Source organism: Parasphingorhabdus sp. (assembly GCF_048269865.1).
In the GTDB taxonomy this organism is placed as follows: domain Bacteria; phylum Pseudomonadota; class Alphaproteobacteria; order Sphingomonadales; family Sphingomonadaceae; genus Parasphingorhabdus.
The window spans coordinates 1-25,596 of the sequence record NZ_JBLWUA010000016.1; the positions used below are offsets into that span (position 1 = coordinate 1).

27 protein-coding genes are annotated in these 25,596 nt (G+C 54.8%); 15 read left to right on the forward strand and 12 right to left on the reverse strand.

Translation table 11 applies throughout. The annotated features are described in order from the left end of the window. The 5 genes from ACN0WW_RS16515 to ACN0WW_RS16535 all read left to right on the forward strand — a co-directional run. Positions 1–393: zincin-like metallopeptidase domain-containing protein (locus tag ACN0WW_RS16515; protein ID WP_417614095.1), on the forward strand; the 393-nt coding region annotated here is incomplete at its 5' end. Next, complete coding sequence (locus ACN0WW_RS16520) at positions 390–605, forward strand: hypothetical protein (protein WP_417614097.1); 216 nt, start codon at positions 390–392, stop codon at positions 603–605. The genes ACN0WW_RS16515 and ACN0WW_RS16520, both read left to right, overlap by 4 nt. Positions 606–618: 13 nt before the next feature. Then, a complete protein-coding gene (locus ACN0WW_RS16525; protein WP_417614099.1) occupies positions 619–999 on the forward strand; it encodes a DUF2958 domain-containing protein in 381 nt (126 codons plus the stop codon). A 172-nt stretch (positions 1,000–1,171) separates the two neighbouring features. Then, positions 1,172–2,965 (forward strand): ParB/RepB/Spo0J family partition protein, encoded by a 1,794-nt coding sequence (locus ACN0WW_RS16530; RefSeq protein ID WP_417614101.1) that lies wholly within the window; start codon positions 1,172–1,174, stop codon positions 2,963–2,965. Positions 2,966–3,663: 698 nt separating this feature from the next. Continuing rightward, on the forward strand, positions 3,664–3,987 hold the full coding sequence (locus ACN0WW_RS16535; protein WP_176278678.1) for a DUF736 domain-containing protein: 324 nt from the start codon (positions 3,664–3,666) through the stop codon (positions 3,985–3,987). A gap of 234 nt (positions 3,988–4,221) precedes the next feature. On the opposite strand, the gene ACN0WW_RS16540 is transcribed toward ACN0WW_RS16535, so the two are convergent. Then, on the reverse strand, positions 4,222–4,653 hold the full coding sequence (locus ACN0WW_RS16540) for an RrF2 family transcriptional regulator (protein ID WP_417614103.1): 432 nt from the start codon (positions 4,651–4,653) through the stop codon (positions 4,222–4,224). A gap of 83 nt (positions 4,654–4,736) precedes the next feature. Between ACN0WW_RS16540 and ACN0WW_RS16545 the strand changes: the two genes are divergently transcribed. From ACN0WW_RS16545 to ACN0WW_RS16575, 7 genes are all read left to right on the forward strand, one after another. Next, positions 4,737–5,201 carry a group III truncated hemoglobin gene (locus tag ACN0WW_RS16545; RefSeq protein WP_417614105.1) on the forward strand — a complete coding sequence of 155 codons (465 nt, stop codon included), beginning with the start codon at positions 4,737–4,739 and terminating at the stop codon, positions 5,199–5,201. Further along, a complete protein-coding gene (locus ACN0WW_RS16550) occupies positions 5,195–5,638 on the forward strand; it encodes a hypothetical protein (RefSeq protein WP_417614107.1) in 444 nt (147 codons plus the stop codon). The genes ACN0WW_RS16545 and ACN0WW_RS16550 overlap by 7 nt, the downstream gene beginning before the upstream one ends. Next, complete coding sequence (locus ACN0WW_RS16555; protein ID WP_417614109.1) at positions 5,638–5,943, forward strand: DUF1971 domain-containing protein; 306 nt, start codon at positions 5,638–5,640, stop codon at positions 5,941–5,943. The genes ACN0WW_RS16550 and ACN0WW_RS16555 overlap by 1 nt, the downstream gene beginning before the upstream one ends. A gap of 286 nt (positions 5,944–6,229) precedes the next feature. After that, positions 6,230–6,427: a DUF1289 domain-containing protein gene (locus ACN0WW_RS16560; RefSeq protein WP_417614111.1), complete on the forward strand. Its 198-nt coding sequence runs from the start codon at positions 6,230–6,232 to the stop codon at positions 6,425–6,427. A 154-nt stretch (positions 6,428–6,581) separates the two neighbouring features. Beyond that, positions 6,582–7,136 carry a hypothetical protein gene (locus tag ACN0WW_RS16565; protein ID WP_417614113.1) on the forward strand — a complete coding sequence of 185 codons (555 nt, stop codon included), beginning with the start codon at positions 6,582–6,584 and terminating at the stop codon, positions 7,134–7,136. After that, positions 7,136–8,185 (forward strand): relaxase/mobilization nuclease domain-containing protein, encoded by a 1,050-nt coding sequence (locus tag ACN0WW_RS16570; protein ID WP_417614115.1) that lies wholly within the window; start codon positions 7,136–7,138, stop codon positions 8,183–8,185. The genes ACN0WW_RS16565 and ACN0WW_RS16570 overlap by 1 nt, the downstream gene beginning before the upstream one ends. A gap of 152 nt (positions 8,186–8,337) precedes the next feature. Further along, positions 8,338–9,363: an IS110 family transposase gene (locus tag ACN0WW_RS16575; protein WP_417614117.1), complete on the forward strand. Its 1,026-nt coding sequence runs from the start codon at positions 8,338–8,340 to the stop codon at positions 9,361–9,363. A 417-nt stretch (positions 9,364–9,780) separates the two neighbouring features. Here the strand turns inward: ACN0WW_RS16575 and ACN0WW_RS16580 are convergent, their stop codons facing one another. The 8 genes from ACN0WW_RS16580 to ACN0WW_RS16615 all read right to left on the reverse strand — a co-directional run bounded on the left by ACN0WW_RS16580 (position 9,781) and on the right by ACN0WW_RS16615 (position 19,547). Continuing rightward, the gene (locus ACN0WW_RS16580) at positions 9,781–11,082 is read right to left on the reverse strand and encodes an acetyl-CoA hydrolase/transferase family protein (RefSeq protein ID WP_417614119.1); all 1,302 of its coding nucleotides are present in this window, start codon (positions 11,080–11,082) and stop codon (positions 9,781–9,783) included. A 92-nt stretch (positions 11,083–11,174) separates the two neighbouring features. Then, complete coding sequence (locus ACN0WW_RS16585) at positions 11,175–12,284, reverse strand: patatin-like phospholipase family protein (protein ID WP_417614121.1); 1,110 nt, start codon at positions 12,282–12,284, stop codon at positions 11,175–11,177. 122 nt (positions 12,285–12,406) lie between these two features. Further along, positions 12,407–13,819 carry an efflux transporter outer membrane subunit gene (locus ACN0WW_RS16590; RefSeq protein WP_417614123.1) on the reverse strand — a complete coding sequence of 471 codons (1,413 nt, stop codon included), beginning with the start codon at positions 13,817–13,819 and terminating at the stop codon, positions 12,407–12,409. A 4-nt stretch (positions 13,820–13,823) separates the two neighbouring features. Further along, the gene (locus ACN0WW_RS16595) at positions 13,824–14,930 is read right to left on the reverse strand and encodes an ABC transporter permease (protein WP_417614125.1); all 1,107 of its coding nucleotides are present in this window, start codon (positions 14,928–14,930) and stop codon (positions 13,824–13,826) included. 16 nt (positions 14,931–14,946) lie between these two features. Continuing rightward, complete coding sequence (locus ACN0WW_RS16600) at positions 14,947–16,080, reverse strand: ABC transporter permease (RefSeq protein ID WP_417614127.1); 1,134 nt, start codon at positions 16,078–16,080, stop codon at positions 14,947–14,949. Positions 16,081–16,082: 2 nt separating this feature from the next. Next, on the reverse strand, positions 16,083–17,819 hold the full coding sequence (locus ACN0WW_RS16605) for an ATP-binding cassette domain-containing protein (RefSeq protein ID WP_417614129.1): 1,737 nt from the start codon (positions 17,817–17,819) through the stop codon (positions 16,083–16,085). Continuing rightward, positions 17,819–18,826: an efflux RND transporter periplasmic adaptor subunit gene (locus ACN0WW_RS16610; protein WP_417614131.1), complete on the reverse strand. Its 1,008-nt coding sequence runs from the start codon at positions 18,824–18,826 to the stop codon at positions 17,819–17,821. The genes ACN0WW_RS16605 and ACN0WW_RS16610 overlap by 1 nt, the downstream gene beginning before the upstream one ends. A 124-nt stretch (positions 18,827–18,950) precedes the next feature. Beyond that, positions 18,951–19,547 (reverse strand): TetR/AcrR family transcriptional regulator, encoded by a 597-nt coding sequence (locus ACN0WW_RS16615; protein ID WP_417614133.1) that lies wholly within the window; start codon positions 19,545–19,547, stop codon positions 18,951–18,953. Positions 19,548–19,624: 77 nt separating this feature from the next. Here ACN0WW_RS16615 and ACN0WW_RS16620 point away from each other — a divergent pair, with 77 nt between their 5' ends. The 3 genes from ACN0WW_RS16620 to ACN0WW_RS16630 are packed head-to-tail and all read left to right on the forward strand — an operon-like array spanning position 19,625 to position 22,283. Continuing rightward, positions 19,625–20,080: a cupin domain-containing protein gene (locus ACN0WW_RS16620; protein ID WP_417614135.1), complete on the forward strand. Its 456-nt coding sequence runs from the start codon at positions 19,625–19,627 to the stop codon at positions 20,078–20,080. After that, positions 20,080–20,856 (forward strand): TIGR00730 family Rossman fold protein, encoded by a 777-nt coding sequence (locus ACN0WW_RS16625; protein ID WP_417614137.1) that lies wholly within the window; start codon positions 20,080–20,082, stop codon positions 20,854–20,856. The genes ACN0WW_RS16620 and ACN0WW_RS16625 overlap by 1 nt, the downstream gene beginning before the upstream one ends. Before the next feature lie 32 nt (positions 20,857–20,888). Then, complete coding sequence (locus ACN0WW_RS16630) at positions 20,889–22,283, forward strand: MBL fold metallo-hydrolase (protein ID WP_417614139.1); 1,395 nt, start codon at positions 20,889–20,891, stop codon at positions 22,281–22,283. A gap of 332 nt (positions 22,284–22,615) precedes the next feature. Here ACN0WW_RS16630 and ACN0WW_RS16635 read toward each other — a convergent pair whose 3' ends face one another. The 3 genes from ACN0WW_RS16635 to ACN0WW_RS16645 all read right to left on the reverse strand — a co-directional run. Further along, a complete protein-coding gene (locus tag ACN0WW_RS16635; RefSeq protein ID WP_417614141.1) occupies positions 22,616–23,401 on the reverse strand; it encodes an LPD7 domain-containing protein in 786 nt (261 codons plus the stop codon). Further along, a complete protein-coding gene (locus tag ACN0WW_RS16640) occupies positions 23,394–25,229 on the reverse strand; it encodes a type IV secretory system conjugative DNA transfer family protein (RefSeq protein ID WP_417614143.1) in 1,836 nt (611 codons plus the stop codon). The genes ACN0WW_RS16635 and ACN0WW_RS16640 overlap by 8 nt, the downstream gene beginning before the upstream one ends. Then, on the reverse strand, positions 25,201–25,596 hold a 396-nt coding region (locus ACN0WW_RS16645; protein WP_417614145.1), incomplete at its 5' end, for an ATPase, T2SS/T4P/T4SS family. The genes ACN0WW_RS16640 and ACN0WW_RS16645, both read right to left, overlap by 29 nt.

Here is a 25,596-nt window from a genome sequence, read left to right on the forward strand (position 1 = left end):
AACCGCCGCATGGCTGATGCTCTGAAAACAGGCCCGCAGCAGAGGCTATGCGGCATAATCCGAGTTACGGCATTATGCGACTTATGCCGATATCGGCATAATGGCCACTGGACGGGTCACAAGACCCGCCTTGGCCGCGATCAATCGGGCGGCTTCGGTTCTGCGCTTTATGCGCGGGAGGAACTGTGCGCCGAACTGGCCTCGGCTTTCCTTTGTGCCGCGCTCGGTATCGTGCCGACTGTGCGCCATGCCGATTATCTCGGCTCTTGGCTGGCGGTGTTGCGGCAGGACAACCGCGCCATCTTCAAAGCCGCCAGTCAGGCCAGCAAAGCGGCGGATTATCTTTTGGCGTTCACCGATCAGGTGCCGCTGCGCTCGGAGTGCGCGGCATGAGCAGGGAAGCGTCAGATGATGCCGCCGCGCTGCTTGAAGCGGAGCAGACTCCGATAGGCGTTCAGACCTTGGTGTCGGGTGTTGCGCCGATCACGCCAGCCCAAAGGCTGGCGATACGCGCCAACGCGCCGATGGAACCCAAAAAGCCGCAACGCGCCGCCGATCACGGCTTGTTCGACACCAATAGCCGCAACCAGATCGAGATGTTCTGAAAGGAGTTTTGCCATGATGCTACTCACCCAAGATCACAGAAAGCGCCTGATCGCCAACGGCCAGAATCGCGGCGACCATGTGCCAGTAGTCAAATTTTTCAATCCGGTCGGCGCAGCCACTTGGCTGCTATCGGAACTGGATAGCGATGGCGACACGCTGTTCGGTCTGGCCGATCTGGGGTTCGGCTGTCCCGAACTCGGTTCGGTCAGTCTCACCAAAATTGCATCTCTGACCTTACCTTTTGGCCTGTCCATCGAGCGCGATCTGCATTTTGAAGCGCGCTTTCCGCTCACCGTTTACGCCGATGCGGCCCGACTGGTCGGGCGCATCACAGAGGATGAAGCAAGGCTCGAAGCCGCTGCCTTGGCGCAAGCGCAAGAGCGCCACGCATGACCGCTTCATTTCCCTTTCACAGCTTCCGCCGTCTTGCCCACCCCTCCGGACAAGACGCGGCAGACCCCGCTCGGCAATCCCGCCGTGCGGATCACCGGCCCCGCTTCCACCGCCACCCCCGTATGCAACGGGAGCGGGGCCAATCACTTGAAACTCATGAAGGAAAAAGACAATGCAACTCGAAAATATAGACCTCGCCAAACTCTCGGTATCACCGGCCAATATGCGAAACGCCAAGAAGCCGCCCGATATAAGCGATATTTTACCCTCGGTGCGGGTGCGAGGCGTTCTTGTGCCGCTCTTGGTTCGCCCCAATGGCCGCGCAGACACGTTTGAGATTGTCGCCGGACGGCGGCGCTATCATGCGGCAACCACCGTTGCCGAAGAAGGCGGCAGCGATGGACCGCTCCCTTGCGCGATACTCGAAGAAGGCGACGATGCCGCCGCCTTGGAAGCGTCCTTGATCGAAAATCTCGTGCGCGAAAATCCCGACGAGGTGACGCAGTGGGAACAATTCACGCAATTGGTCAAGAAAGGCCGCAAGGCCAGCGAGATTGCCGACACATTCGGGATGGACGAGAAGATGGTGGGGCGCATTCTCGCGCTTGGCAATCTGTTGCCGCCCATCCGCAATGCCTATCGCCGCGAAGAGATCGATGCCGCCACCGTGCGCCATCTGACCTTGGCTAGCAAGGCGCAGCAAAAAGCGTGGCTGGCTTTGTTCAGGGATGAAGAAGCCTATGCGCCGCGCGGAGGCCAACTCAAAGCTTGGCTGTTTGGCGGGGCGTCTATTTCTACGTCCGCCGCGATCTTTGATATGGAAGAGTTCAAGGGTCAGATTGTGTCTGACTTGTTTGCCGAGGATGGCTATTTTGCTGATGCTGACCAGTTCTGGGAAGCGCAGTCCGCTGCCATTGAGGCCAAGAAGGCGGCATATCTCGAAGATGGCTGGAGCGATGTGCAGATCATTCCGCAAGATAGTTATTTTCAGACATGGGACCATGAAAAGACCACCAAGAGCAAAGGTGGGCGGGTTTACATCGATGTAAGCGCCAAGGGCGAGGTGACGGTCCACGAAGGCTATCTGACCGCCAAGGAAGCGCGGGTGCGGGAAACCGGACAGGTGGACAGCAAGGCCGACAAACCTAAGCGTCCCGAGATTACCGGACCAATGGCTGAATACATTGATCTACACCGTCACGCTGCCGTTCGTAACGAACTTGCGGCCAGTCCCACTATCGCGCTGCGCGTCATGGTCGCCCATGCGATTTGCGGTTCGCCGTTGTGGAATGTGAAAGTGCAGGAGCAGCGCAGCCGCAAGGAAGCGATCACCGAAAGCATCGAAACCAGCGCGGCGGAGGCCCGTTTTGACGAGCGCCGCCGTGCGGTGCTGGCGGTGCTTGGTTTTGATGCCGACGAACCTACGGTCACGCTCGGCCACGAAACCCGCAATGGCATAAGCGACCTGTTGCTGCGCTTGCTCGATGTGCCGGATGCGGTCGTGATGGAGATATTGGGAGTGGTCATGGCCGAGACGCTGTCCGCTGGCAGCGAACTGGTCGAGACATTGGGCGTCCATCTTGATGTGGAAATGGCGGATTACTGGGCGGTGGATGCAGCGTTCATGGACCTTGTCCGTGACCGTGAAGTGCTGACCGCGCTTTTGGACGAAGTTGGCGGAGCCAGCATTGCTGCTGCGAACGCCAGCGAAAAGACCAAGACGGTGAAGGGCATTATCAGTGACCACCTGACCGGCGAAAATGGCCGCGCAAAACAGGAGCATTGGGTTCCGCGCTGGATGGCGTTTCCGCCATCTGCCTATACGACACGCGGCGGTGTCGGAACGGTTGCCGCTGCTGAAAGGGCCAAGTGGCTCATGGAAGAGGACGAGTCATCCGACCCGGAGGCGCAGGACGCCGACGAAACTGCGTCCACAACGGGCGAGGCCGAGCGCATTGCGGCTTGAAACATGGGCGGGCGGCTTTGCAGTCGCCCGCTCAAAAATCACCACAAAGCCCCGACCGGCAGAGCCGGTCGGGGGCAGCGTTATGGGTGCAACAGCCATTGGGTGGAGTTGCGCTTTATCTGTTGGCGGAAGCGCCATCACCATCAGCAAACAGGCTGACAATAACAGCGCGCTAGGAACCGCTCGATGCCCGAAATTGTCGCTACGGATGCTGTGGCCATTGACCGAAAGCCCGATTAGCCATGTCCATCGTGGCCTAGCGTGTCATCACGTTTTCATGTGATCGGTGGGTGTCGGCATAGGAAATCGCTCCGTTCCGCAAACAGACAGCACCTATCGGCCGGAATCTATGAGCCAGACATTGAATGCATTTGGGTATTAGCCAGATCTCCTTGGTAGTATTGGCCAGCCGCACTCAACCACGTCCTCGTCAATGGCTTTGATTGGCAGGGGACGGCTGCGCCTCTTGCCCCTAGCTGCAACGGTGCATCCCAAAGTTTCTTCCCCTGCGTGTGCCACGCATTCCTCGCGGAAACAAGAAACCCCGGTCTGCACCGTCCTCCACTTCGTTTCGGCCCACCACCCATTCGGCAAGCCGAATGGGGCCCTGAGTGCGTGCATCGGTTCAAGCCCCTGCCTGTAATCAGCCATCGAGGCCGCGAATGAGCGCGGGATCGACCAAACCAAGGAGAAGTATCATGGCAAATATCGGAACATTCAAAAAGACAGGCAACGACTATCGCGGAGAAATCGTCACCGTGATGTTGCAGAAGAAAAACGTCACCATCGTCGCCGAAGAACCAAGCGAGAATGAAAACGCACCGACCCACCGGGTGTTCGTGGCAAAGGCGGAAATCGGAGCAGCCTGGGCAAAGACCAGCAAGGAAGATCGCGATTATCTTTCGATCAAGCTCGACGATCCCAGCTTCAACGCACCGATCTTCGCCAGCCTGTTCGCCGATGAAGATGGCAAGACCTTCAACCTCATCTGGTCTCGCGCCCGCACATCGAACGGCAACTGATCCAAACGCCTACGCCCCGACCGGCTCCGCCGGTCGGGGCTTCGCTATGTTCTTTGGGCGCAATAGTTGCTTCGAAAGTATAGGCATAGACGCGACCTTTTGGCAGTTTTGCCGATAGCAACTGTATGGCAGCTTCCGCCCCAATTTTGGTCATAAAGAGACTAAGATGATCGACTTGTAAGCGGTCATATAATCCGTTTCATATCTATCGGGTTTCAGAATAAAATTCAAAAATCACTGGCCTTCCAAAAGGAGCTTAAAACTTCCTGCATCCTCCACCAAATCAGAAACGGTAAATCCGTCCAGATACTGCAAAAATGCTTGGACTGCGCCGTTTAAAGCGTGCCGCAAGCCGCAGGCGGGTGTAATTACACATTGGTTTGTCGCGGGATCAAAACATTCTACAAAGGTTCCAGTATCTTCCATGAGCCGAACAATCGATCCCACATTAAGGGCGCCGGCTGGCCGGGCCAGTTTGAGGCCGCCGCTACGCCCGCGAACGCTTTCGATAAAGCCTTCAGCCGCCAATCTCTGAGCCACCTTCATCAGGTGATTCTTCGAAATTCCGTATTGCCCGGCGATTTCGGCGATGGAATGATGGCCTTCTTTTGCGGCTAAAAACATTAAGGTGCGCAGGGCATAGTCGGTCTGAACAGATAATCTCATAAAAGATGCATATCATATATTGCTATTAACCGCCAACAGGTATAAACAATGTATATGAAATACATCTTAACCGAGTCGAAGCTATGATTGAAGCCAGCTATGCTGAAAAAGCCAGAGCGCGCAAAATGACCGAAGCGCTTGCTATTGGTATTGATGATGCGTTGATCTCGGATCTGGTCGAACGCTTTTATGCTTCCATTAGAACCGACGATCTTCTCGGCCCAATTTTTATGAAGCATGTCACCGATTGGACACCGCACTTGGCTCGGATGAAGGACTTCTGGGCTTCGGTAACGCTTGAGTCCGGGAGGTTTCGGGGCAATCCGATGATGAAGCATATTGCGGTCGGAGGCCTTGACCAACAACATTTCGGCCGCTGGCTCCAGCTTTGGGAAGAGGCTGTGAAATCTGTTGCGCCAAGCGTGGCAGCAACAGAAGTGTTCCTGACAGCCGCGAACCGCATCGCATCAAGCTTACTGACCGGAATACAGGTTAATCGAGGCGGTCTGGACGCAATTTCAAACAAGAAGGAGACACAATCATGTTGATGGATTTTCAGATGGAAGGCGGACAGGCAATCACTGCTGAAATCGCAGCAGAAATGCGGGATGTGCCGGACGAATTCAGAGCGCCATCACATGAAGTCCGAACCTTTGAACTGCCCGGTTCAGTCTGGGCAATCATGTTTGCATCGTACGCCGTATTCTTCGCAGCGCTAATCATTGCCACCGGTCATGGAACAGCAGCCATATTCGCGCTGGTTGTCAGCATTGCCTATACCATCATGTATTTCGGTACTGCCGCCGTTCTGAACAATGTGAGCGCAAGCGAACGGGAAGCCTTGCCGCAGAATGATCCAATTGGCGGGATTGAAACGAACACCGGATGGATGGACAACACGGCCGCCAATGCACAGATTTTGACGGTTCCGATATTACTGGCGATCTTTGCCTGCGGCTTCGCCATTATCCGGGCAATTGTGTGATGAATAAGGATGACATAAACATCACTCCTTACGGTTCTTCACCGATTTTTGACGAGAATAGTCTGCCCGATGCCCTGCGCAACGAACATACGACCAAAGATGGCACATGGGGATTGCTCAGGGTGCTGGAAGGTGAAGTGCGGCTGGTGTTTCTCGAACCACCATCGGAGCGGCTTGTTACTGTTGATGATCCCGCGCCGATCCCGCCTCAGTCGCCGCATTTTGTTAGGCTTGCCGGCCCGATGAAGATGCAGGTGGAATTCTATCGTCAGCACCCGCTGGGTGCTGACGATTCAAATAGATGATTTTACGCTTGCCTAGGCCATCCATGTATCGGCGCTATTGCTGTGGATCGGCACATCGGGATAAACAGCAGACCTCCCAGCGCATGGCTCTTGCAACTGGCGACTCAGGGCCTTGTTATAATGTTGTCTAATTTGCGTTTGTTAGACTTCCGTACAAAGGCCGACGGCCAGAAAACCATCCAATTTCAGACGCTCGATTCGTGTCGGATTGCGACGTCGCGGAAACCATTCGGAATGTTTCGGATCCGGCATTGCGAGATGTCTGCAATCGTGCTTTTGGTGGTAAATGACCAGCCGACCCCCATCTCCTTGCGAAGATATTTGCGCGCTGGACGATAGTGCCAGCGTCTGCACCAGCTGCGGTCGCACCGTCGCCGAGATCGCCGAATGGGGGAGCGCGACCGCCAGCCGCCAGCACGAAGTCGTGCGGCGATCTTCGGCTCGCGTGGGAAGCCCCGCTTCACAGGAGCACTCAAAAACCTAACCCCCAAGAGCATACAAAGTGGCCTTCGTCTTTGATGAAGATTGCCGCTTTGGATGCGCTTTTCTTAGGGGGTTTTAGGGTATTTGTCTTAATTGCAGGATATGCCTAGCGGCGCGTGTTGTATTACAATGCCCGTGATCCACGAGGCAATTTAATGGCGACAAATACCCAGCCAGCGACTGCGATGCTCAGCATAAGGCTCGATACAGGCTCGCTCGCTGCGCTCGATAGCTACGCAGTAGCGCGGGGCGGTCGAAGCGCAGTCATGCGGCAGATGATCGAACAGATGCTGGAAGAGAATAGCGGTCGCCCGCTGATCGAACCGTCCGAGGGCGCATCATGCAATCGCGTCTCGATGCGCTTTACCGATGCCGAGATTGCTGTAATCGAATATCGCGCGTCGCAGCGTTCGACCAATCGGGCAGGGTGGATCAAGGCATTGGTGCGCCGCCACCTCTCTTTGAAATCCCGGGTCGATGACGGACTTCTAGACGAACTCGCGCCGATCAGAATGCAGCTGCTCCGCATTGGCCGAAATCTCAATCAAGCGATGAAGGCTGCCAATTTACGTATGATGGAAGATGGCGACAGGCAGATCGGGAACGATATGCGACGTATCGCCGATATGCGTATGGAAATTTCCGAGCAGGTGGCAGCCGTCGGGGAAGCCATGCAGGGCGATGCGAGCTATTGGGCGGTTGCTGATTGATGGGTTTGGAATCGGCCCTATGGGAAGCGACCCGTCCTGCATTCCGGGTGCGCTATATCCATGACCCGAAAGGCCAGCCGCTTATCCCGCTCTATGCCAGCTACGGTTCTGCCAGTGGCAAGACCGCAAGGGCCAAGCTGGCGAGGATTGTGCGCCGAGCGCCTGAGGTTTTGGTTAAAGTGACGGGACGCCAGAAAGGCGGTAAACATGTCAAAGCGCACCTTGAATATATCGGGCGCAAGGGTGATGTCGAGATCGAAACACGCGACGGCGAAATCCTCATGAGCAAGGATGATATTGTCGAGCGAGCAGCGGAGTGGAGTGACACACTAAAATGGCGGTCGCGGCCGACTGTGTCATCGGTGTCGCTGGTTTTCTCAATGCCCGCAGGCACTGATCCCGACAAGGTGCTCGGAGCGGTCCGCGCGTTGGCCCATGCAGAATTTAGCGACAACCACGATTATGTCCTGGCGCTCCATACCGATACGCCGCGTCCTCATGTTCATTTGACAGTACAGGCCGAGGGACTTGATCGAACTCGCTTCAATCCTCGCCCGGTCCAGCTCAACCGATTGCGCGAGCGGTTTGCGCGTGAATTACGCACACGCGGCGTGGCTGCGGAAGCAACGCCACGCCGCGCGCGTGGGCGAGGGATTGCGGGGTCAAGCATGGCGCTGGTCAAATTGCGCGCAAGACTACGCGCGGGATCAAGTGGCCAGATGACCGATGCTGATCGGCGCACCAATGAACAGGCTATAGAAGTCGCGCGCGGCCAGGCCGCACTGCCAGCGTTCATCGCATCTGGCACGGACAGGTGGCAGAAGGTACGCAAGGCTTACGGTGAAGCTGCCTCTGCGCTAGACGCGACAGGGGAGATCGAAGATCGAGAGCTTGCTAACGACGTGCGCCAGTTCCTCGGCAAGCATCAGGGCATGAATGCTACTCCGGAAGTTTTCGCCGCCCGCCATGCTCAGAATCTCGGGATAAACCTTCGCCCTCCTAGAAAAACGGCGCCAGAGCGGCCGCCTCGCGATCGCGGTCGAAGCTAGTGAAACCGTCAGCATTGCAATTCAAAATTGCTATGTTGGAGGAGAATTTACTCCCGTTCGGAACGACCGAGAATGGGGTGATGGGGTGAACGCCCCCGACGGCATTAGTGTGCCATAATGGAGGTGTTGAACACCATTAGAAGGAGGCGTCCATGTCGCAAGTTAGCATTATTGGGTTAGATATCGCAAAGTCTGTTTTTCAAGTACACGGCGCTGATGCGTCGGGCCGCGCTCTGCTTCGCAAGAAGGTCAGCAGAGCCAAGCTGTTGCCGTTCTTTGCCTCGCAGCCGCGTTGCCAGGTGGTGCTGGAGGCGTGCGGCGGTGCGCATCACTGGGCACGCGAGCTGGCGAAGCTGGGCCACGATGTCCGGTTGATCGCACCAGCATATGTGAAGCCGTTCGTTAAACGCCAGAAGAACGATGCGGCGGATGCCGAAGCAATCTGCGAGGCGGCACAGCGCCCCAGCATGCGGTTCGTGCCAGTGAAGACGGAAGCGCAGCAGGCGGCAGCTCTGGTGTTTCGCGCACGCGACCTGCTGGTCAAGCAGCGCACGCAGATCAGCAATGCCATTCGCGGTCACATGACCGAACATGGCTGGGTAGCGCCGCAGGGTCTGGCGCATATGAAGAAGCTGGCCGCGCTGCTTGACGATCCCGATGCAGTTCCGCTGGCCGCACGGCCGGTGCTGAGGACATTGCTGGACCAGATGACGGTGTTGAATGAACGGATTACGCAGCTTGATAGGGAGATCGCTCGGCGCGCTCGCGAAGATGAGACCGCCCGCCGGTTGATGACCATCCCGGGAATAGGACCGATAACGGCAACGGCGATTACTGCGCTCGCACCGCCGCCGGGCACCTTTGCCAAAGGCCGCGACTTTGCCGCCTGGGTCGGGCTTACGCCGAGGCAGCACTCGACCGGGGGCAAGCAGAAGCTTGGCGCGATCTCGAAGATGGGCGAGCGCACGCTGCGAAGGCTTTTGATCATCGGCAGCAGCGCAGTGGTGCTTCAGGCATGCAAGCGCGGTGCGCCCAAAGGATCGTGGCTAGAACAGATGCTGGCGCGCAAGCCGCGCATGCTGGTCACAGTCGCGCTCGCCAACAAAACCGCCCGCATTGTCTGGGCAGTGTTGACGAAGAATGAGGATTACAGAGCTCCGGTCGCAGTCGCGGCGTAAGCTGAGGCGGACCAGAGGTCGTCGGAAGACGTGGGCGGTCGAAGGAGGGTATGGCAAAACAGTCGGTGAGACGGGATCGGAAGAACCAGGGCTTTCCACCGTGCTTCATCAGCACGCTTAGGGTGATGTGGTTCCGGTCCGCGAACTCCCATACGGGCCCGCAGCACAAAACGCTGCACCAAGAGGCCGGACAGATGGCAGCATCCGACTACGTGTCAAACCTCTCAAAATACCGCTTGCATCTTTAGGGGCGTCCACAGATGGAAAGCGGACAGCCGGGTTTGAGAATTCTAGCCCCGCAAAGATGACATTGGCAGGCGCTGCTTAGCGCAGCTGTTTGATTTCGATTGTCAAACCTTAAACCTCCCAAGTTGAGACATCTCAATGATTTGCTATTCAAGTCATTAAATCTGCAATTCAAATCTTGGTGTCGAGCAGTTCACTGCGAAATTTTGGATGGGCCAATTTGATTAACGCTTCCGCTCGTTCGGCCAGCGACTTACCTTTGAGATTGGCATAACCATATTCGGTCACGACGATTTGCGTGTCGTTTCGCGGCGTGGTTACAGGGCCATTCAAAACTGGAACAATTCGCGAAACCGTGCCGCCCTTTGCTGTAGACTGACAGGCAATGATTGATTTCCCACCGGAGGATGCACTCGCCCCGCGAACAAAGTCTAACTGACCACCAGCACCACTATATTGCCTGCCCATGAGATGTTCGGAGTTGCAAGCGCCGCCCAGATTTATCTGAAGGGTCGCGTTGACCGAAACGACATTGTCGTTTTTCGAAATATGTCGCGGATCGTTCACGATATTTACCGGCTCGCTATGCAGCGCTGGATTGTCATCAAGAAAATCATAAAATGCGCGATCACCCATCGCGAACGTAAAAATGCTGCGGCCCCTGAACGTTGTTTTGGCCTGATTTGTTACCGCACCACATTGAATCAACCGGGCAAGAGCGGGTGTCATTAGCTCCGTATGAATGCCCAGATCCTTGCGGTCTTCGAGCAGCGCACACACGGCATTCGGCAAGCTGCCGATGCCCATTTGCAAACAGGCGCCATCATCGATCATGTCTGCTATGATTGATGCAATTTTCTGCTCTTGCGGGCTGCTCTTGGGTTGTTTCAATTCGATGAGCGGCACGTCATTCTCGATAATGGCATCGACCTGCGAAACATGCAGCAGTGAATCGCCAAACACACGGGGCATGTTGGCATTAACCTCGACGATAAGCCTCTTTGCGCTTCGGGCCGCTGCCGATGTATAATCATTGCTTGTGCCCAACGTGAACCAACCATGCTTGTCCATTGGTGATACTGTCGTAATGCAGGTATCGAGCGGGACGGTTTCCTGCAGCAATTTGGGCGCGTCACTAAAGGCGACAGGCACGAACTCAATCGGGCTGACAGAGCGATCACCTGCATTCTTTAACAATTCACGTTCGATTGCGCTCAAGAACATGCAATGCGGACGTACCTTATCCAGAAATTCGGGCCGTAACAGGGTCTCTCCGGCATGCGCCAATGAGTGGAAATACCACAGCTTGATATCTGTAAGCTCGTCAGCTTTAACGCGCTGGGCCAATGCCGCAAGAAGAGCGGGCGGCTCGGCAATGGCCATGCCCATCGCGATATGTGCGCCAGAAGGAATGGAGGCAACGGCAGTATTGGCGTCCACTAACTTGGCAGCATATTGTTTGAATACGGTCATATCCGTTCCTTGCGTTAAAATCTGGCACTTACGATTTGCACCAAGAGCTATCGCTATGCGTTTCATAGATGTCGGTTCATCCTCTAACTATGTCACCGTTGCCTAGAGTTTGACCTTTCTTGCGGTGAGAAGTCAGGAGCTGAGAACTTAGTAATCGGACGATTACCCAAGCCTTTTTGATAGCCGTAGTCGAATAGCGACATCATAAATTTCTGATCAAAAAGGGAGTGCTCGTCGTCAGCGAAATCAAGGCCGATCATCCATACTGAGAACCGGGTATTGTGCCGTTTGGCAAATTCACCATATGCGGCGATGTTTTGCTGGTCCGCCGCCAATATCGCCGTCGAGAGCGCACGTTCCATGATCGTGAAGGTACGCGGTTCAACCACTTCGTATCGCGATTGCAGCGTTCCGTTGTAAATGAGATCGATTGAGCGTGGTGCCTCGACGTCTGCACCGCCCGAGTTTGACCACAGCAACGCCGTTGGCACTACGAACATGCTCGCTGTTGTTCCGCCGTCAACATGCATCTCGGTTAGTCGCTGACCATTATTCTGAACATTGATCAACACTGGTGGAAAAAGGCCTGGGATACTCGCGGATGCTAACAATATCTGCCTTATGAGCGCAACTTTCCTCGGATCGGAACTGGTGGCGATGGCACCAATGTCCCACACGACACCGCGTTGTGCATCGAGGTTGGTTGTTGCAACGAGCAATCGCCGCCCATTGCGATGCTCGACTCCAATTTCTTCGACAATCTGCGTTGTTAAATATTGGTCGATGAGGCTACCGAGAGGAGCGGAATCTGCCAAACTCACTCCGCCCAATACACCTTCGACGGGACGTTTGCGAAAAATATCCCGCGCGGAAATCGTCGTATACATAGCGCGAAGCGTGGGGTTATATTTACTGCCAAGAAACGCAAATGGTGCGATGAGCGCGCCTGTACTGGTGCCGGTGACAAGTGAGAAATCTGGCCGGTTTCCACTTTCGCTCCAGCCGTTGAGCAAGCCTGCTGCGAATGCGCCCTTATCCGAGCCGCTGGAAATTGCCAGCATTCGGATAGGTATATTCGCTCCGGCCCGGTCGCGGTCATCCTGCCACCGCTGTCGCCATAGTAACCATTTCTCACGATCAGCATCAGCATAGATTCGAATATTATCAAAACCCTCTATTGTCGCGTTGGCGGCGATGTCCATTGGGATTGCAGGCCGGTCCGGCCATGTTGCGCAAGCTGCCAGTAAGATGGGTAGGCAAGCGCTCAATATGATTTTTAGAAAATTTCTCTCTTCCCAAAATTGCGGTCTTGCTATCACCGGCGTCACTGCCACCCGCCACCCAGCGATTTGTACAAGGCAGCGGCGGCGCGCCCTTGTTGTGATTGTGCGCTATCATCGGCATTTGCAGCAGCGATCAACGATAAACGCGCACGCTCCAGAGCAAGGCGATCATCCTCGCCCGCCGTTACCCGGCGCTGGGCCAAGACAAAGGCTGCCGTCTCGCGTTCCAGCGCGGCCTTTGCCGCCTCTGCCGCTGCCTGAGCGTTGGCGAAGCGGTTGATTGCACTTTCACTGTCGGACAGCGCGGCGTTGACGGCTTTCTCATAAGTAGCGAGCGCGGCATCGCTCCGGGCATCGGCGGCGCGGATTTGCGCGTGGATACGGCCTGCTGAAAATATCGGCCATGAAAAGCTCGGACCAATTGATAGCCGGGTGCTATTTGTCGAAGCAAGATCGCCAACGCTGCGGGCCTGTTGGCCAAGCGCACCAAATAGGGAGAAGCGCGGAAAAAGATCGGCTGTCGCTACGCCTATGTCGGCGCTGGCAGCCGCCATATCGCGTTCCGCTTTGCGAATATCCGGACGGCGCGCAAGCAGATCCGTGCGTACACCCGCTAATATCGTTTCGGGACTTGCGGGTATCGGTTTTGTCTCGCGCAATTCAGGTACGATTGCCTCCGGTGCGACACCTAACAATGCCGCGATCCGGTAAGCAGCGGTTGCCGAAGCCGCTTCGGCATTACTCATCGCAGCGGCGCTATCCTTGCTCGCTGCCTCGGCTTTTTCCGCCTCGATGCGGTTTGCTTCGCCTGCTTTGAATCGCAATGATGTAAGCTGAGCGAACGCTTGATTGCTGGCAAGACGCTGTTTGGCACTCGCGGCGGTTGCCTGGGCTTCGCGCAGATCAAAATAGCTTCGCGCAACCTCTCCCGCCAACGCAATCTGGATATCCCGCTTGGCTTCCAGTGCCGCATCCGCCCGCGCATTGGCGCCTTCTAGGCCGCGCCGGTTGCGGCCCCACAGATCAATCTCCCAGCTCGCATCAAAGCCGAGATCAAACAGGCTGTAATCGCGCGCGAGACCCGGAATATTGTCAACAGGCAACAGACCGTTTTCACTCAGGACATTTTCAGTCGCGCTGCCACTGGCATTGACATTCGGTAGCCGCCGCCCGGCAACAGCATCGCGATTGGCGCGGGCTTCTGCAAGGCGCGCCTCGGCAACGCGAATATCAGGGCTGTGTGCCATGCTCTGTTCGACTAGCCGGGTGAGCAATGGATCTCCAAATTGCTGCCACCATTGCAAATCCACCACGCCGATTGCCGCTGGCTCCATCCAGTTCGAATCTACGGTTTCTGCGGCTTTGGGCGACTGATAATCAGGCCCCACAGTCGTACAGGATGCGGTACCGATAGCCAGGATGGCCGTGAATGCGATAGTTTGATATTTTGACATATATTCACTCCATTCGGGCACGAAACAGCCAGGCCGACGCCGTAAGCGTAGCAAGTGCGATCAGGCAAAGCGGCCAAAGCTGGTCCAGCACCATCTCAAGTGGCATGCCCTTCAGAAATAATCCCTGGACGAGGACAACAAAATAACGAGCAGGATTAATCAACGTTACGGTTTGCAGCCAATCCGGCATATTCTCGATCGGGCTGGCATAGCCGGAGAGCAATATGATCGGGACCATGGCGAGAAACGAACCCAGAAAGGCCTGCTGCTGAGTGGTGGATGCCGCTGATACAAACATGCCAACGCCGATCAATGCCAGCATATAAACGGCTAGCGATAGGTAAAACAGGATCAGTGACCCTGTAAACGGGACTTGAAAAACAAGCGTCGCAACAGCCAGAAAAATCGTGCCGTTGAGCATTCCCATTAGCCAAGGCGGTATCATTTTGCCGATGAGTATTTCATGGACCCTGAGCGGGCTCACCATCAGTTGGTCGAAGGTGCCAAGCTCGCGCTCGCGCGCCACGCTCTGCGCCGTTACCGACAGTCCGGCAACAACTGATACTATGGCGATTAGCGACGGCAACGTGAACCAGATGTAATTGAGGTCCGGGTTATACCAGTTGGTAACGACGCTACGGACGCCGCTGTTCATGTTCGTTGTCTGCACATTGGGGTTAACGCTGGCGCTCGCGGTAATGCGGCCAATATAGCCCGCAACAATTTGAGATGCATTCGAACGGCGGCCATCCAAGACAATTCCGATGGTCGCGGTTTTGCCTCTGGTCAGATCACGATCAAATGCCGGTTCGAATATGATCGCTGCGATTATTTCCTGATCATCAATCGCCCGCGCCAGATCATCGTGTGAGGATAATCGCCGGATGTCGGCAAAATTGGCGCTCGCTGAAATTCTCTGCACCAGTTCGGTGCTGTGCACTCCGCCAGACTGGTCCAATACACCTATTTTGGCGTCGTTCACGTCCAGTGTCGTGGCAAATGTGAAAACAAGCAATTGCAGCAATGGCGGCGCGAACAATATGATCCGGCCCTTGGGATCACGCAGCAGCGCCCAGATTTCCTTGAGGATAATCGCCCTTAGACGTTCCATTAGCCCGGACTCCCCATCAATCGAGACTCCGGTGCGTGGTCCGGAAGGACAGGAGGAAGAACCCGATCCCAAATGCCAGCATGATCAGGATATTTGGCAGGAATAGCGACCAGAAATCTCCTGCCAGAAAAACGGTTTGCAAAGAGGGAATGAGATAGCGGGCAGGGACCCCGTAGGTGATGAACTGGATCGGCAAGGGCATTGATGAGATTTCAAACAGAAATCCGGACAGCAGAAAACTTGGCAGGAAGGAGCTAAGTAGAGCAATCTGGCTTGCCACAAACTGGTTTTTTGTGACCGCTGAAATAAACAGCCCCATACCAAGCGCTGGCATCAGATAAGCCGATGACAATATGAACAGCGCAAGGACGGACCCGCGAAACGGCACGCCAAATATAAAGACTGCAGTCAGGCTGCAAATTGCCATCGAAGCAAGGCCGAGCAGAAAATAGGGGATGACCTTACTGGCAATAAACTCGCTCATCTGCATCGGCGTTGCCATCAGGGATTCCATCGTCCCTCGCTCCCATTCGCGCGCGACAACCAGCGCGGTCAGTAGTGTGCCGATCATCGCCATAACAATCGCGATTGAGCCGGGAACGAGGAAAAACCGGCTCCTGAGCGCCGGATTATACCAGTAGCGGTTAGATATCTGAAGCGGCTGAGCTGCCTCTTGTCCGCGCGGGGCCTCCAATTGTCGGGAAAATGCCCAGTTGTTCAAAACGCCATCTCCATAGGCGGTCGTAAAATTTGCCGTATTGGGCTGTGACCCGTCAGTGATAATCTGGATCGCCGGTATCTGGCCCTTTTTAACCCCTTGTCCAAATCCTTGGGGGATGACCAGAATTGCGCGCACTTGGCCATCAATCATCATGTTGCGTACCGGCTTTACCGAACGCGCCATGGTGACGTCGAAAAAGGGAGAGTTTTGATAAGCCATTGCCAGACTGAGTGCCGGTTCGCTGCTATCTTCGAGCACCACAGCAACGCGGGTACGCGATGCATCGAGCGACACTGCATAGCCAAACAGAAATAGCAGCAGCAGCGGCAAGAAAAACACAATCAATATGGTGGAGGGGTCACGGATAACTTGCGCAAACTCCTTGGTTGCCAGAGCTGCAAGCCTGCGCCGGTTAAAGGAAAAATTCATGCTCACGCCGCGAGCTTACCACTGGCTTCTTTTTCGGATTCTTCGATAAGCGCAATGAAGGCATCTTCCATCGTCGGATCATTCCGGCCGGTTAGTTGCGCCGCTCTGGCTTTGAGATCATCAGGGGTGCCGCTCGCGATTTGCTGCGCACGGTAAATCAGCGTCACTTCATCACAATATTCAGCTTCATCCATGAAATGCGTGGTGACCAGCACCGTGACGCCCTTTTCAACGAGGCCATTGATATGCGTCCAGAATTCACGCCGTGTGACCGGATCAACGCCCGATGTTGGCTCATCTAGAAACAAGACCGGGGGCTGGTGCATGACTGCGCAGGCAAGTGCCAGACGCTGTTTAAAACCCAGCGGCAATGTTCCAGCGTTGAATTTTAGTTTATCACCAAGATCAAATAGTTCGGTCATCTGCGTAATGGAATCGCGCGCAGCCGTCCCGCCAAGATTATAGGCTCCGGCAAAAAAAGCGAGATTCTGTGCCACGCTCAAATCACTATAAAGCGAGAATTTCTGCGCCATATAGCCCAGCGAAGTGCGCGCATTGGCAGAAGCGCGTCGGATATCACTGCCAGCCACCGCGCCCGTACCCGAAGTTGGAGTGAGCAAGCCGCATAGCATTTTGAAAGTCGTCGATTTGCCCGCGCCATTGGGGCCGAGCAGGCCAAATATCTGACCGCGCCCAATCTCGAAGCTCATATCTTGCGCGGCAGTGAAATCTCCGAATGTCTTGGTCAGGCCCTGCGCTGAAATGGCTGGCATATCGCTTTCGGGAATTTCGCGATAGCTCCGCGCAAGCTGGCTGGTGCCTTCAGGACCGCCGCCCAGTATTTCGATAAAGCCGTCTTCAAAGCGCGGGCGAACATCCGCAACAATTGTCTTGCCGCCCTCATTAAGCGCATGGGCATCCGGCTTGTCGCTTCCCGATTTTATCAACAACCTGATTGACCGGCCTTGCAAGGTACCATCAATAATGTCGCCGCGGTCGAGCGCGCGGGTCAGGACATGCCGCCGATTGCCGTCGAAACCGGTCACCTTGATGACGCGGTCCTCGATCTTGTCGGTCAGATTGTCTGGCGGTCCGTCAAAAAGCAGCTCACCGTCATTGAGCAAATAGACGCAGTCACATTTTTCCGCCTCATCAAGATAGGCGGTTGACCACAAAACGCCGATACCTTCATCGGTTAAATCACTGACCATCGACCAAAGCTCGCGACGTGAGATTGGATCAACACCCACCCCCGGCTCGTCGAGCAACAGCAATTTTGGCGTACGGACCAGAGCGCAGGCCAATCCGAGTTTCTGCTTCATTCCGCCCGATAATTTCCCGGCGGGCCGGGACTGGAAACGCTTCAAATCGGTAAACTCTAACAGGCGATCAAATGTCTCGTCATGATCGTCTTTTGGGAGCGCGCGCAACTCCGCGTATAAAGTGAGATTTTGAAGCACGCTCAAATCTTCATAGAGGCCGAAGCGCTGCGGCATATAACCAATGTCTTCCAGCGCCAGACCAGGAGGCCCGCCAAATATCTGGACCGTGCCAGCCGTCGGTTGCATCAGCCCCGCCAATATGCGGATCAATGTCGTCTTCCCCGCGCCATCCGGGCCGACTAGCCCTGTCATGGCCCCAGCCTTGATTTCGATAGTCAAATTATTGAGCGCGGGCGGTGCGTTACCAAATATTTTGGTTAAGCCAGCAGCTGCAGCAATTGGTGGTTGATCGGGCATTACTGCGCTCCGGACGGACGAGCATCGGGAACCCGCACTGTAACCGGCTGCCCCTGACGCAGCGCGTCATCAGGGTTCGCTACAATAATCCGCAGGCGGTACACCAGATCAGTTCGCAAATCCTGCGTCTCCACCGACTTCGGCGTAAATTCCGCTTGCGGAGAAATATAGCCTATCGACCCTTTATAGGTGCGCGGATTGCCATCAACCAGAACTTCGACTGCCATTCCGGGGCTAATCCGGCTGAGGTCCGGTTCGCCAATATAGGCGCGCACGCGCATGGGTTTATTGATCGATAGCGTCAAAATTGTCGCACCGGGCTGCACAATCGCGCCCGGTTCCTGCGCGCGGGTCACCACAATTCCGCTTGATTCCGCATAAAGCCGCGTGTCAGCAAGATCGACATTTGCGCCTCTGCGCACTGCCTTGGCAGCATTTAGTTGCGCGACTGCCGCAGCAATATCTTCGCGCCGCGCTCCAGCCTGCAACAGGGACACGGCTGCGCGTGCTTCTGCCGCCTGTGCCCGTGCGCGGTCTCGCGCCGCAATGGTTTGATCCCAGACGTCACGACTGATTGCGCCGGGTTCAACTAACGGTGCGCGGCGGCGATAGTCTTTCTCTGCTTCCGACACACCAATTTGGGCTGCGGCAAGCCTTGCACGGGCCTGGGTAATGTCCTGTGCGCGATTGCCATTGCGCAGTCTGGTCAAGTTTGCCTGGGCTGCGGCTATTCCGGCATCGGCCTGACTGGTTCGGCTTTCGAGACTTGCACTGTCGAGCGTTGCCAGCAATTCACCAACTGACACTTTCTCGCCTTCTTCAACCGCAATGCTCTTGATCCGCCCGCCAACTCTGAATCCCATGTCAACTTCGCGAATATCGACATTGCCATAGAGTGTGAGACTTCCATCATCTTCATTTCCCAGCAGCCCGAAACCGCGGGTAACAATGGCCGCAGCGAGGAGTGCGACCACTGCCGCAATGATGATAATTCGTTTCCGGTTCACTGGACGTTCTCCGATAAAAATTTCTCCACATCTACGCGCAGAACCGCACAAATGCGGATCAGTAACGATGGGACAGGCACAGCAATATACGAAAGATCACGTAGGCTGGAGATAACAGAGAATTTCATCTTTTGACTCCTATCCCGCGCAAATAGATCTTGAAAATCCGGCCCGACATATCGCGCATTGCATCAAAGTCGCCGGTCATCATGGTCTGCATCACCAATCCCTGTATGATGCCAAGGAACAGTATTGCCGCAGCCGGTATATCGATGTCCCTTGCAACAAGCCCCGCCGCTTTCGCCGCTGTGAGTTTCGCAGCCAAACGCGCACCATATCCCGCCATCAACTCCTGTAAGCGTACCTTGGCAGGCGTTTCGCCGCTGCGCTGTAATTCGCCAAACATAATAGGCGGGATACCCGGATTGGCGATGACAAATTCGACATGCGCAGTGAACATGGCCTCTAACCCGTCAATCGGATTATCGGTTTCAATCCGGTCAAGCCGAGCCAATAAGTTTGTAGCCGTCCAGTCCATCACTGCCGTCCAGATTTCCTGCTTGTTTGAAAAGTGACGAAACAATGCGCCCTGTGTCACACCCATATGCGCGCCGATCTGCGCAGTGGTGAGGTCGGCGGGGTTCGACGATGCGGCGAGTGCAACCACTGCCTCAACGGTTGCGTCACGGCGTTGATCGGATGTCAGGTTCTTGCGATTCATATTGCAACTCTACATAAAAGTAAGTAAACAGTCACTATCTTTTTGGAGTCGTTAAATCGATTTTTTGACCGTCATCTTTGCTTGGTAACAAGGTAGACTGGTCTCAGGAAAATGAAACGTGGCAAGGAGAAAACGCAATGACTGGATTTCATGATAATATCGAAAAACTAACCGGGGAGAACCCGCATTTCCGCAAAGTCCTATATACCGGAAATAATCTTCAGCTGGTTCTGATGGCCATTCAGCCAGGCGACGAAATCGGCTCAGAAGTACACGATGATCGAGATCAGTTTTTTCGCATCGAAGCAGGCGAAGGCGAAATTTGGATTGATGGCGCGTGCAACAAGGTAAAAGGCGATGATGGTATCATCGTGCCGCAAGGCGCATTGCACAATGTTAAGGCGACAGGGAAATCACCACTAAAGCTATACACAATATACGGCCCGCCGGAACATGTCGATGGAACGATCCATAAGACAAAAGCAGAGGCTGATGCCTCGCACGAACATTTCGATGGCAAGACCAGCGAGTAATGACTGACAAGCTGGAAAATGATTTCTCATCTAGGCGTGCAAGGGTTCAGGCTCTGGTCAAAAGCGAGGCTTATCGGCCAGCAACCGATGATCCGGCATTTCTGAATCTTGACGACCTGCGTTCGGCACGGCTGCAACTAGAGTTTTTGAAGCCTGACCTCGTCATGAAAAAAGAAGGCGTCAATTCAACCGTCGTCGTCTTTGGCAGCGCGAGGATAGCATCTACAGGTTCTCGCGAAACATCCCGCTATTATGAGGATGCTCGTGAGTTTGCGGCCATTGTTTCACGCAGATTTCAGCAGGAGGGGCGATCAGACTTTCTGGTCGTTACCGGCGGCGGCCCCGGGATCATGGAGGCGGCCAACCGGGGAGCAGACGATGTTGGCGCGCGCTCTATCGGCCTTAATATCAATCTGCCGAAGGAGCAGAAACCAAACCCCTATATCACTCCGGAATTATGTTTTCAGTTTCGCTATTTTGGTCTTCGCAAGATGCACTTCCTGATGCGGGCAAAAGTTCTTGTCGCTTTTCCGGGCGGATTTGGAACGCTGGACGAAGTTCTGGAAGTGTTGACGCTTGTTCAGACCCGCAAAATCCCTCCTATTCCGATTATACTATTTGGCAGGGAATACTGGACCCAGGCGATCAACTTCGAATTCCTCGTCGATGAAGGTTACATCGACCGGGACGACCTTGGACTTTTTCAGATCGTGGATAGTGCGCGCGAAGCGGTGCATCTGATTTGTGAGTTTTATAATGAAATTCCACCCGAATAGGCTTTGGCATAATTTAAAATGGAGAGAAAGTTATGAAAATTGCGTTTCTGGGTGCTGCCGGGGAAGTTACTGGTTCCTGTTATCTGGTCGAAGGAGATGGCTTTCGGTTTCTCGTCGACTGCGGGATGTTTCAGGGCGGAAGCGATGCGGGACCCAAGAATCGCAAAAAATTTGCGTTTGATCCTTCGTCGCTTGACTTCGTAATTCTGTCTCATGCGCATATTGACCATAGTGGGCTATTGCCCAAATTATGTCGCGATGGATTTGAAGGATCAATACACACCACCAACGCAACCGCCGAACTGTTAGAGATAATGCTCCCTGACAGCGCTCACATTCATGAAAGCGCGGCAAAACGGGCAGCGAAAAGGCGCAGCCATTCCAAAGAAGATATGGAGCCGTTGTACAAAATGATAGATGCCGAAAAGGCACTTTCCCAGGTGGTTCCATTTGACTATGATGAAGTTATTTCCCTGCACCCCGAAATCGAACTGCGCATGCGTGATGCCGGGCATATTCTGGGGTCGGCGATCCTGGAGATATGGATCGGCGCCGGCAGCGAAAAAAGGAAGCTGGTGTTTTCAGGAGACCTTGGTCAGCCGGGCCGCCCGATCATTCGCGATCCATATATTGTAGAGGATGCAGATTATCTGATCGTTGAATCTACTTACGGAAACAGAGATCACAAAGCGCTCGAACCATCCCTCGATGAACTGGTCGAAATTACCAACAACACGTTGACACACAAAAAGGGAAATGTGATTATTCCTGCATTTGCCGTGGGACGAACGCAGGAACTGATATATTATTTTCATCATCTGACCTGTGAAGGTCGTTTAAGCAACCTCAGCCTTTTCCTCGATTCTCCGATGGCTCAGAAGGCAACTGATCTCACGAAACGGTATATGAAATTATTTGATAAAGAGGCGACAAAACTCGCCAAATGGCATAGCAATTCGCCTTCATCAATTTTGCTCAAATATACCGAAAGCGTGCAAGAATCGATTGCGCTAAACACGATAAAATCTGGCGCAATAATAATTTCAGCAAGTGGAATGTGTACCGCAGGAAGAATTCTCCATCATCTTCGTCACGGACTACCAAATAGGAATAACACCGTCTTGATTGCAGGTTATCAGGCCCAAGGAACTCTGGGACGGCGGCTTGTTGAAGGTGCTTCCAAAGTCCGGATTTTCGGTGACGAGATACCGGTGCGTGCGGAAATCCGTTCTATTGGCGGATTTTCGGCACATGCCGACCGTACCGCTCTTCTTGCATGGGTGTCAGCACTCAAAAAGACACCAAAGCAGATATTTGTCACCCATGGCGAAACAGACGCATCAATTGCGTTGAGTGAAGGTATCCGCAGCATCTTGAACAGCGAAGTCACGATACCTAGTCTTGGAGAACAAGTGACAATCAGCTAGAATTCGAGGAATTTCTGTCATCAATATTATCAAAGCCAAGAGATGCCTGATGGTGCGGACTGCGTGCGATTGACCGTTGACTGGTATGGGAGCGGTTGAATTCGCTGGCGATAACGGTCGTTCAAACCAATGCTGAACGAACGACCGCTTCGAGGCGATACAAACAAAGTCGTGAATGTCTGGAATTGGGGCGCTTGCTGCCAGTCCGCTATTGCACGAGCAAACATCAACAGACTCTGTTTTTCATCCGATTTCTGTCGGTATGCGATCAGCCAAAGCAACGATACTTGCTCCGTACCCAGCTGTGACTGCCGCTGGGCCGACTGCCTGCGTTAGCGAGAGCGCCCATCGCGCTGTGCCACCTGATTCTGCGTGATTTCCCGGACGCGCTGAGCCTGCTGGTTGCGTACCTGAATTACGGCAATTTTGTCACCCTCGGCGATGCGGATGGCAACTTCCTGCCGCCTGGCGTCAATTTCCTTTGACGCTTTGGCCGCATTCTCGGGATATTTCGCGCGCGCGATTGATATGGTCTGGGCGACCAGACTTTGTGCACGGCGGAGCTCGGGATCACGCGCATTTTCGGCGTGAGATTGAATAAGGAATCTTTCGGACAGAGCTTTCAGCTTGCTCGGATCCTTTTCGGGCTCCGTTTCTTTAGTGCCAGATTTCTTGGCGTCGCGGCGTTTTTCCCGTTCCGCAATCCTTGCGCTGAGCCGGTCAGCCTCGGCCTGTACGACTTTTGACGGCCGATAGTTCTCGACCGCCAACCCCTGCGCCGCTGCTGCAAGAAATGCGGCCTTCTTAAACTTGTCGCCGCCGTTGATCTGGATTGAAGTCCACCCATTGGCCTTGGCGATGCGGATAATATCGGGAAGGGCGTCGATATTGCGGGTTTTTAGGCGGTCCGCTTCAAGTCGGACAAATGGAGTTTTATCATCCGATGTCCGGTAGAGCTTGTTACCGACGCGAAGGAACCTGCCTGTAAGATCGTCGGTGATGGTCGGCTTTTCAGTTTTGCGTTTTGGCCTGGTCGGTGCGGGTTTGGATTTCGCAGGCGTCACCGAGCCATCAAGACTTCGCGTGCGCGGAGCGGCACCTTCGAGTTTATCAGCCATGTTCGTCGCCCTCCTCTATAATGCCTTGCACCTGGCCGTTCCGATCAATGGTTAGTAAATCGGCGCATAAGCTCGGATAATCTTCGGTGCGTATGTCATCTGGATTCAACGGATGGGCCGGATTTCCTTCTGCCTCTTCGTCGCTCATTTCCCGGAACGGCACGGGGACAGTCGCAATATAGGGTCGCCGTTCGAGCGGCGGCACCAAAGGTGGTGGCATAGCGCGTCTCTTGAAGAAGCGGTTCCTGAAATAGGCGATCTTCGAGCCGATGATTGGCGGGATGCCGCCGCGCAGCAAAATCAGCTTATCAGCTGAAAATTGCATCAGCTCTTGCGGGAGCATCAAGGCGCGGCGTTGCTCTGAAATGGATTTCGATCGGTTGGCGAGTAAGCCGTTGATAGTGAGCGACTTGGTAACGCTGTCCTGTCCTACATAGCCGATGCGTTCGGACAAATCGTTGGCAACGCGCAGCTCCTTTGGCGTAAACGCCACTTCGACGCCGCAATTGGCGACGATTTCATCGGCGACATGCTCGCCGTAGACACCGCGCAGTTGCGAACGCGACTGAATGACTGGAAGGAGCCTGATCCCGTAACCTGCGACATAGGAAAAGGCGCTCGCAATCACCGATGCGCGGCCAAGCCGCGCAAATTCATCTAGGATGACCAGCACTGGTATCGGTGTGGCCTCACCCGGTAGTTCTCGCACGTTGAGGTCAATAAGCTGCTGGAACAGAAGGTTGTAGAGCGGAGCTATTCGGTCAAGTTCATCTGGCGACACGCCGAGATATATTGAAATAGGACTTTTGCGAAGCTGGCGGAGATCAAAGTCGCTTGCGGCGGTTGCGGCTTCAACCAAGGGGTTGAGCCACAGGCCGAGGACGTTTGTGATCGTTTTCTTGACATCAGCAAAGCTATTGTCGGAGCCACCGGCAAAATCGGCCAGCGCCGTGCGGCATCCGACGGATAGCTTCAGACTGGGATTGTTCAGTTCCTTTTTGAAAAAGCCCCGCGCGTCGCTTTGGTTCAAGTGGCGATAGATTGCGCCCATCGTTAGAGGCTCGTCGCTGGTTTCAGCGATCCATGCACCGACCCCCGCAAATCCGGTCCGTGCGCCGTTGGCCCAAAAGGCTTCGCCGTGGTCGGGCGCAACAAACAGCATTGTTGCGATCTTTTGCAATTCGATAATGACATCATCAGGATCATCGCGGTTGATGTAGGCCAGCGGATTGTAACGGGCAGTGCGACCTTCGCGGTCGGTCGGATTGAAAAGATAAACGTCTTGACCATAATGCGCGCGAAACCCCGCGCTCGCATCGTAATTTTCGCGTTTCACATCGAGGACAACAACGGAACCTTGCCATGTTAGCAGGTTGGGAATGACAATACCGGTGCCCTTGCCCGAGCGGGTTGGGGCTTCGACGATGACATGCTCGCTCCCACCAAAAGTCAGGAAACGGCCCCCCTTGCGGCCGAGGACAATACCGGAGCGGGCGCGAAAGCCGTGGCACTTTATCTCGCTTTCACGGGCAAAGCGCGCAGCTCCATGCAGCGGCGCACCGCGCGCCCAAAGCGCATAGATTAGGCCAATCAGGAGCAAGCCGCCGCCGACCAAACCACCCGCCATCGCCCGCACAACTTGCGGATCGCCGCGATAATACCAGATGAACTGGGGAATTTTGAGCGGGTCATAGGCGGTTACCGGCAGACCTAGAATAAGCCACCCAATCATACTGGCTATGGCGAGTGCAATGAGCAGTCCGAACGGGATTCCGATGAGTAATCTTAACGCCCCGCCGTCAGGCGGCGTGCCTGCCTTCTGGGTCATAATAGATCTCCGTTACCCGAAATTTGCCGTCAGTTTTTTTGATTTGCACGACGCAATCCACGAGCATTTTTAGCAATGCCCGAATATCATCGCGCGCAAGGTCGGAGCCTCCTTCACTTTCCTTGACCAGCAAAGTCAGCTGCTCGAACGCCAGTTCGGCGGAATCGGCATGGATGGTGGTGATCGATCCTGGATGCCCTGAATTGACGTTGCGCAGGTAAAAGAAGGCTGTTCCATCCCGCAGCTCCTGAAGCAAGATACGATCAGGGCGCATCCTGAGCGCGCTTTCCAGCAAATGCTTGGCAGTAACATTGGCGGTGCCTTGCCCGTCCTTCGCATAGAGCATGTGCACGACATTCTTTTGGGG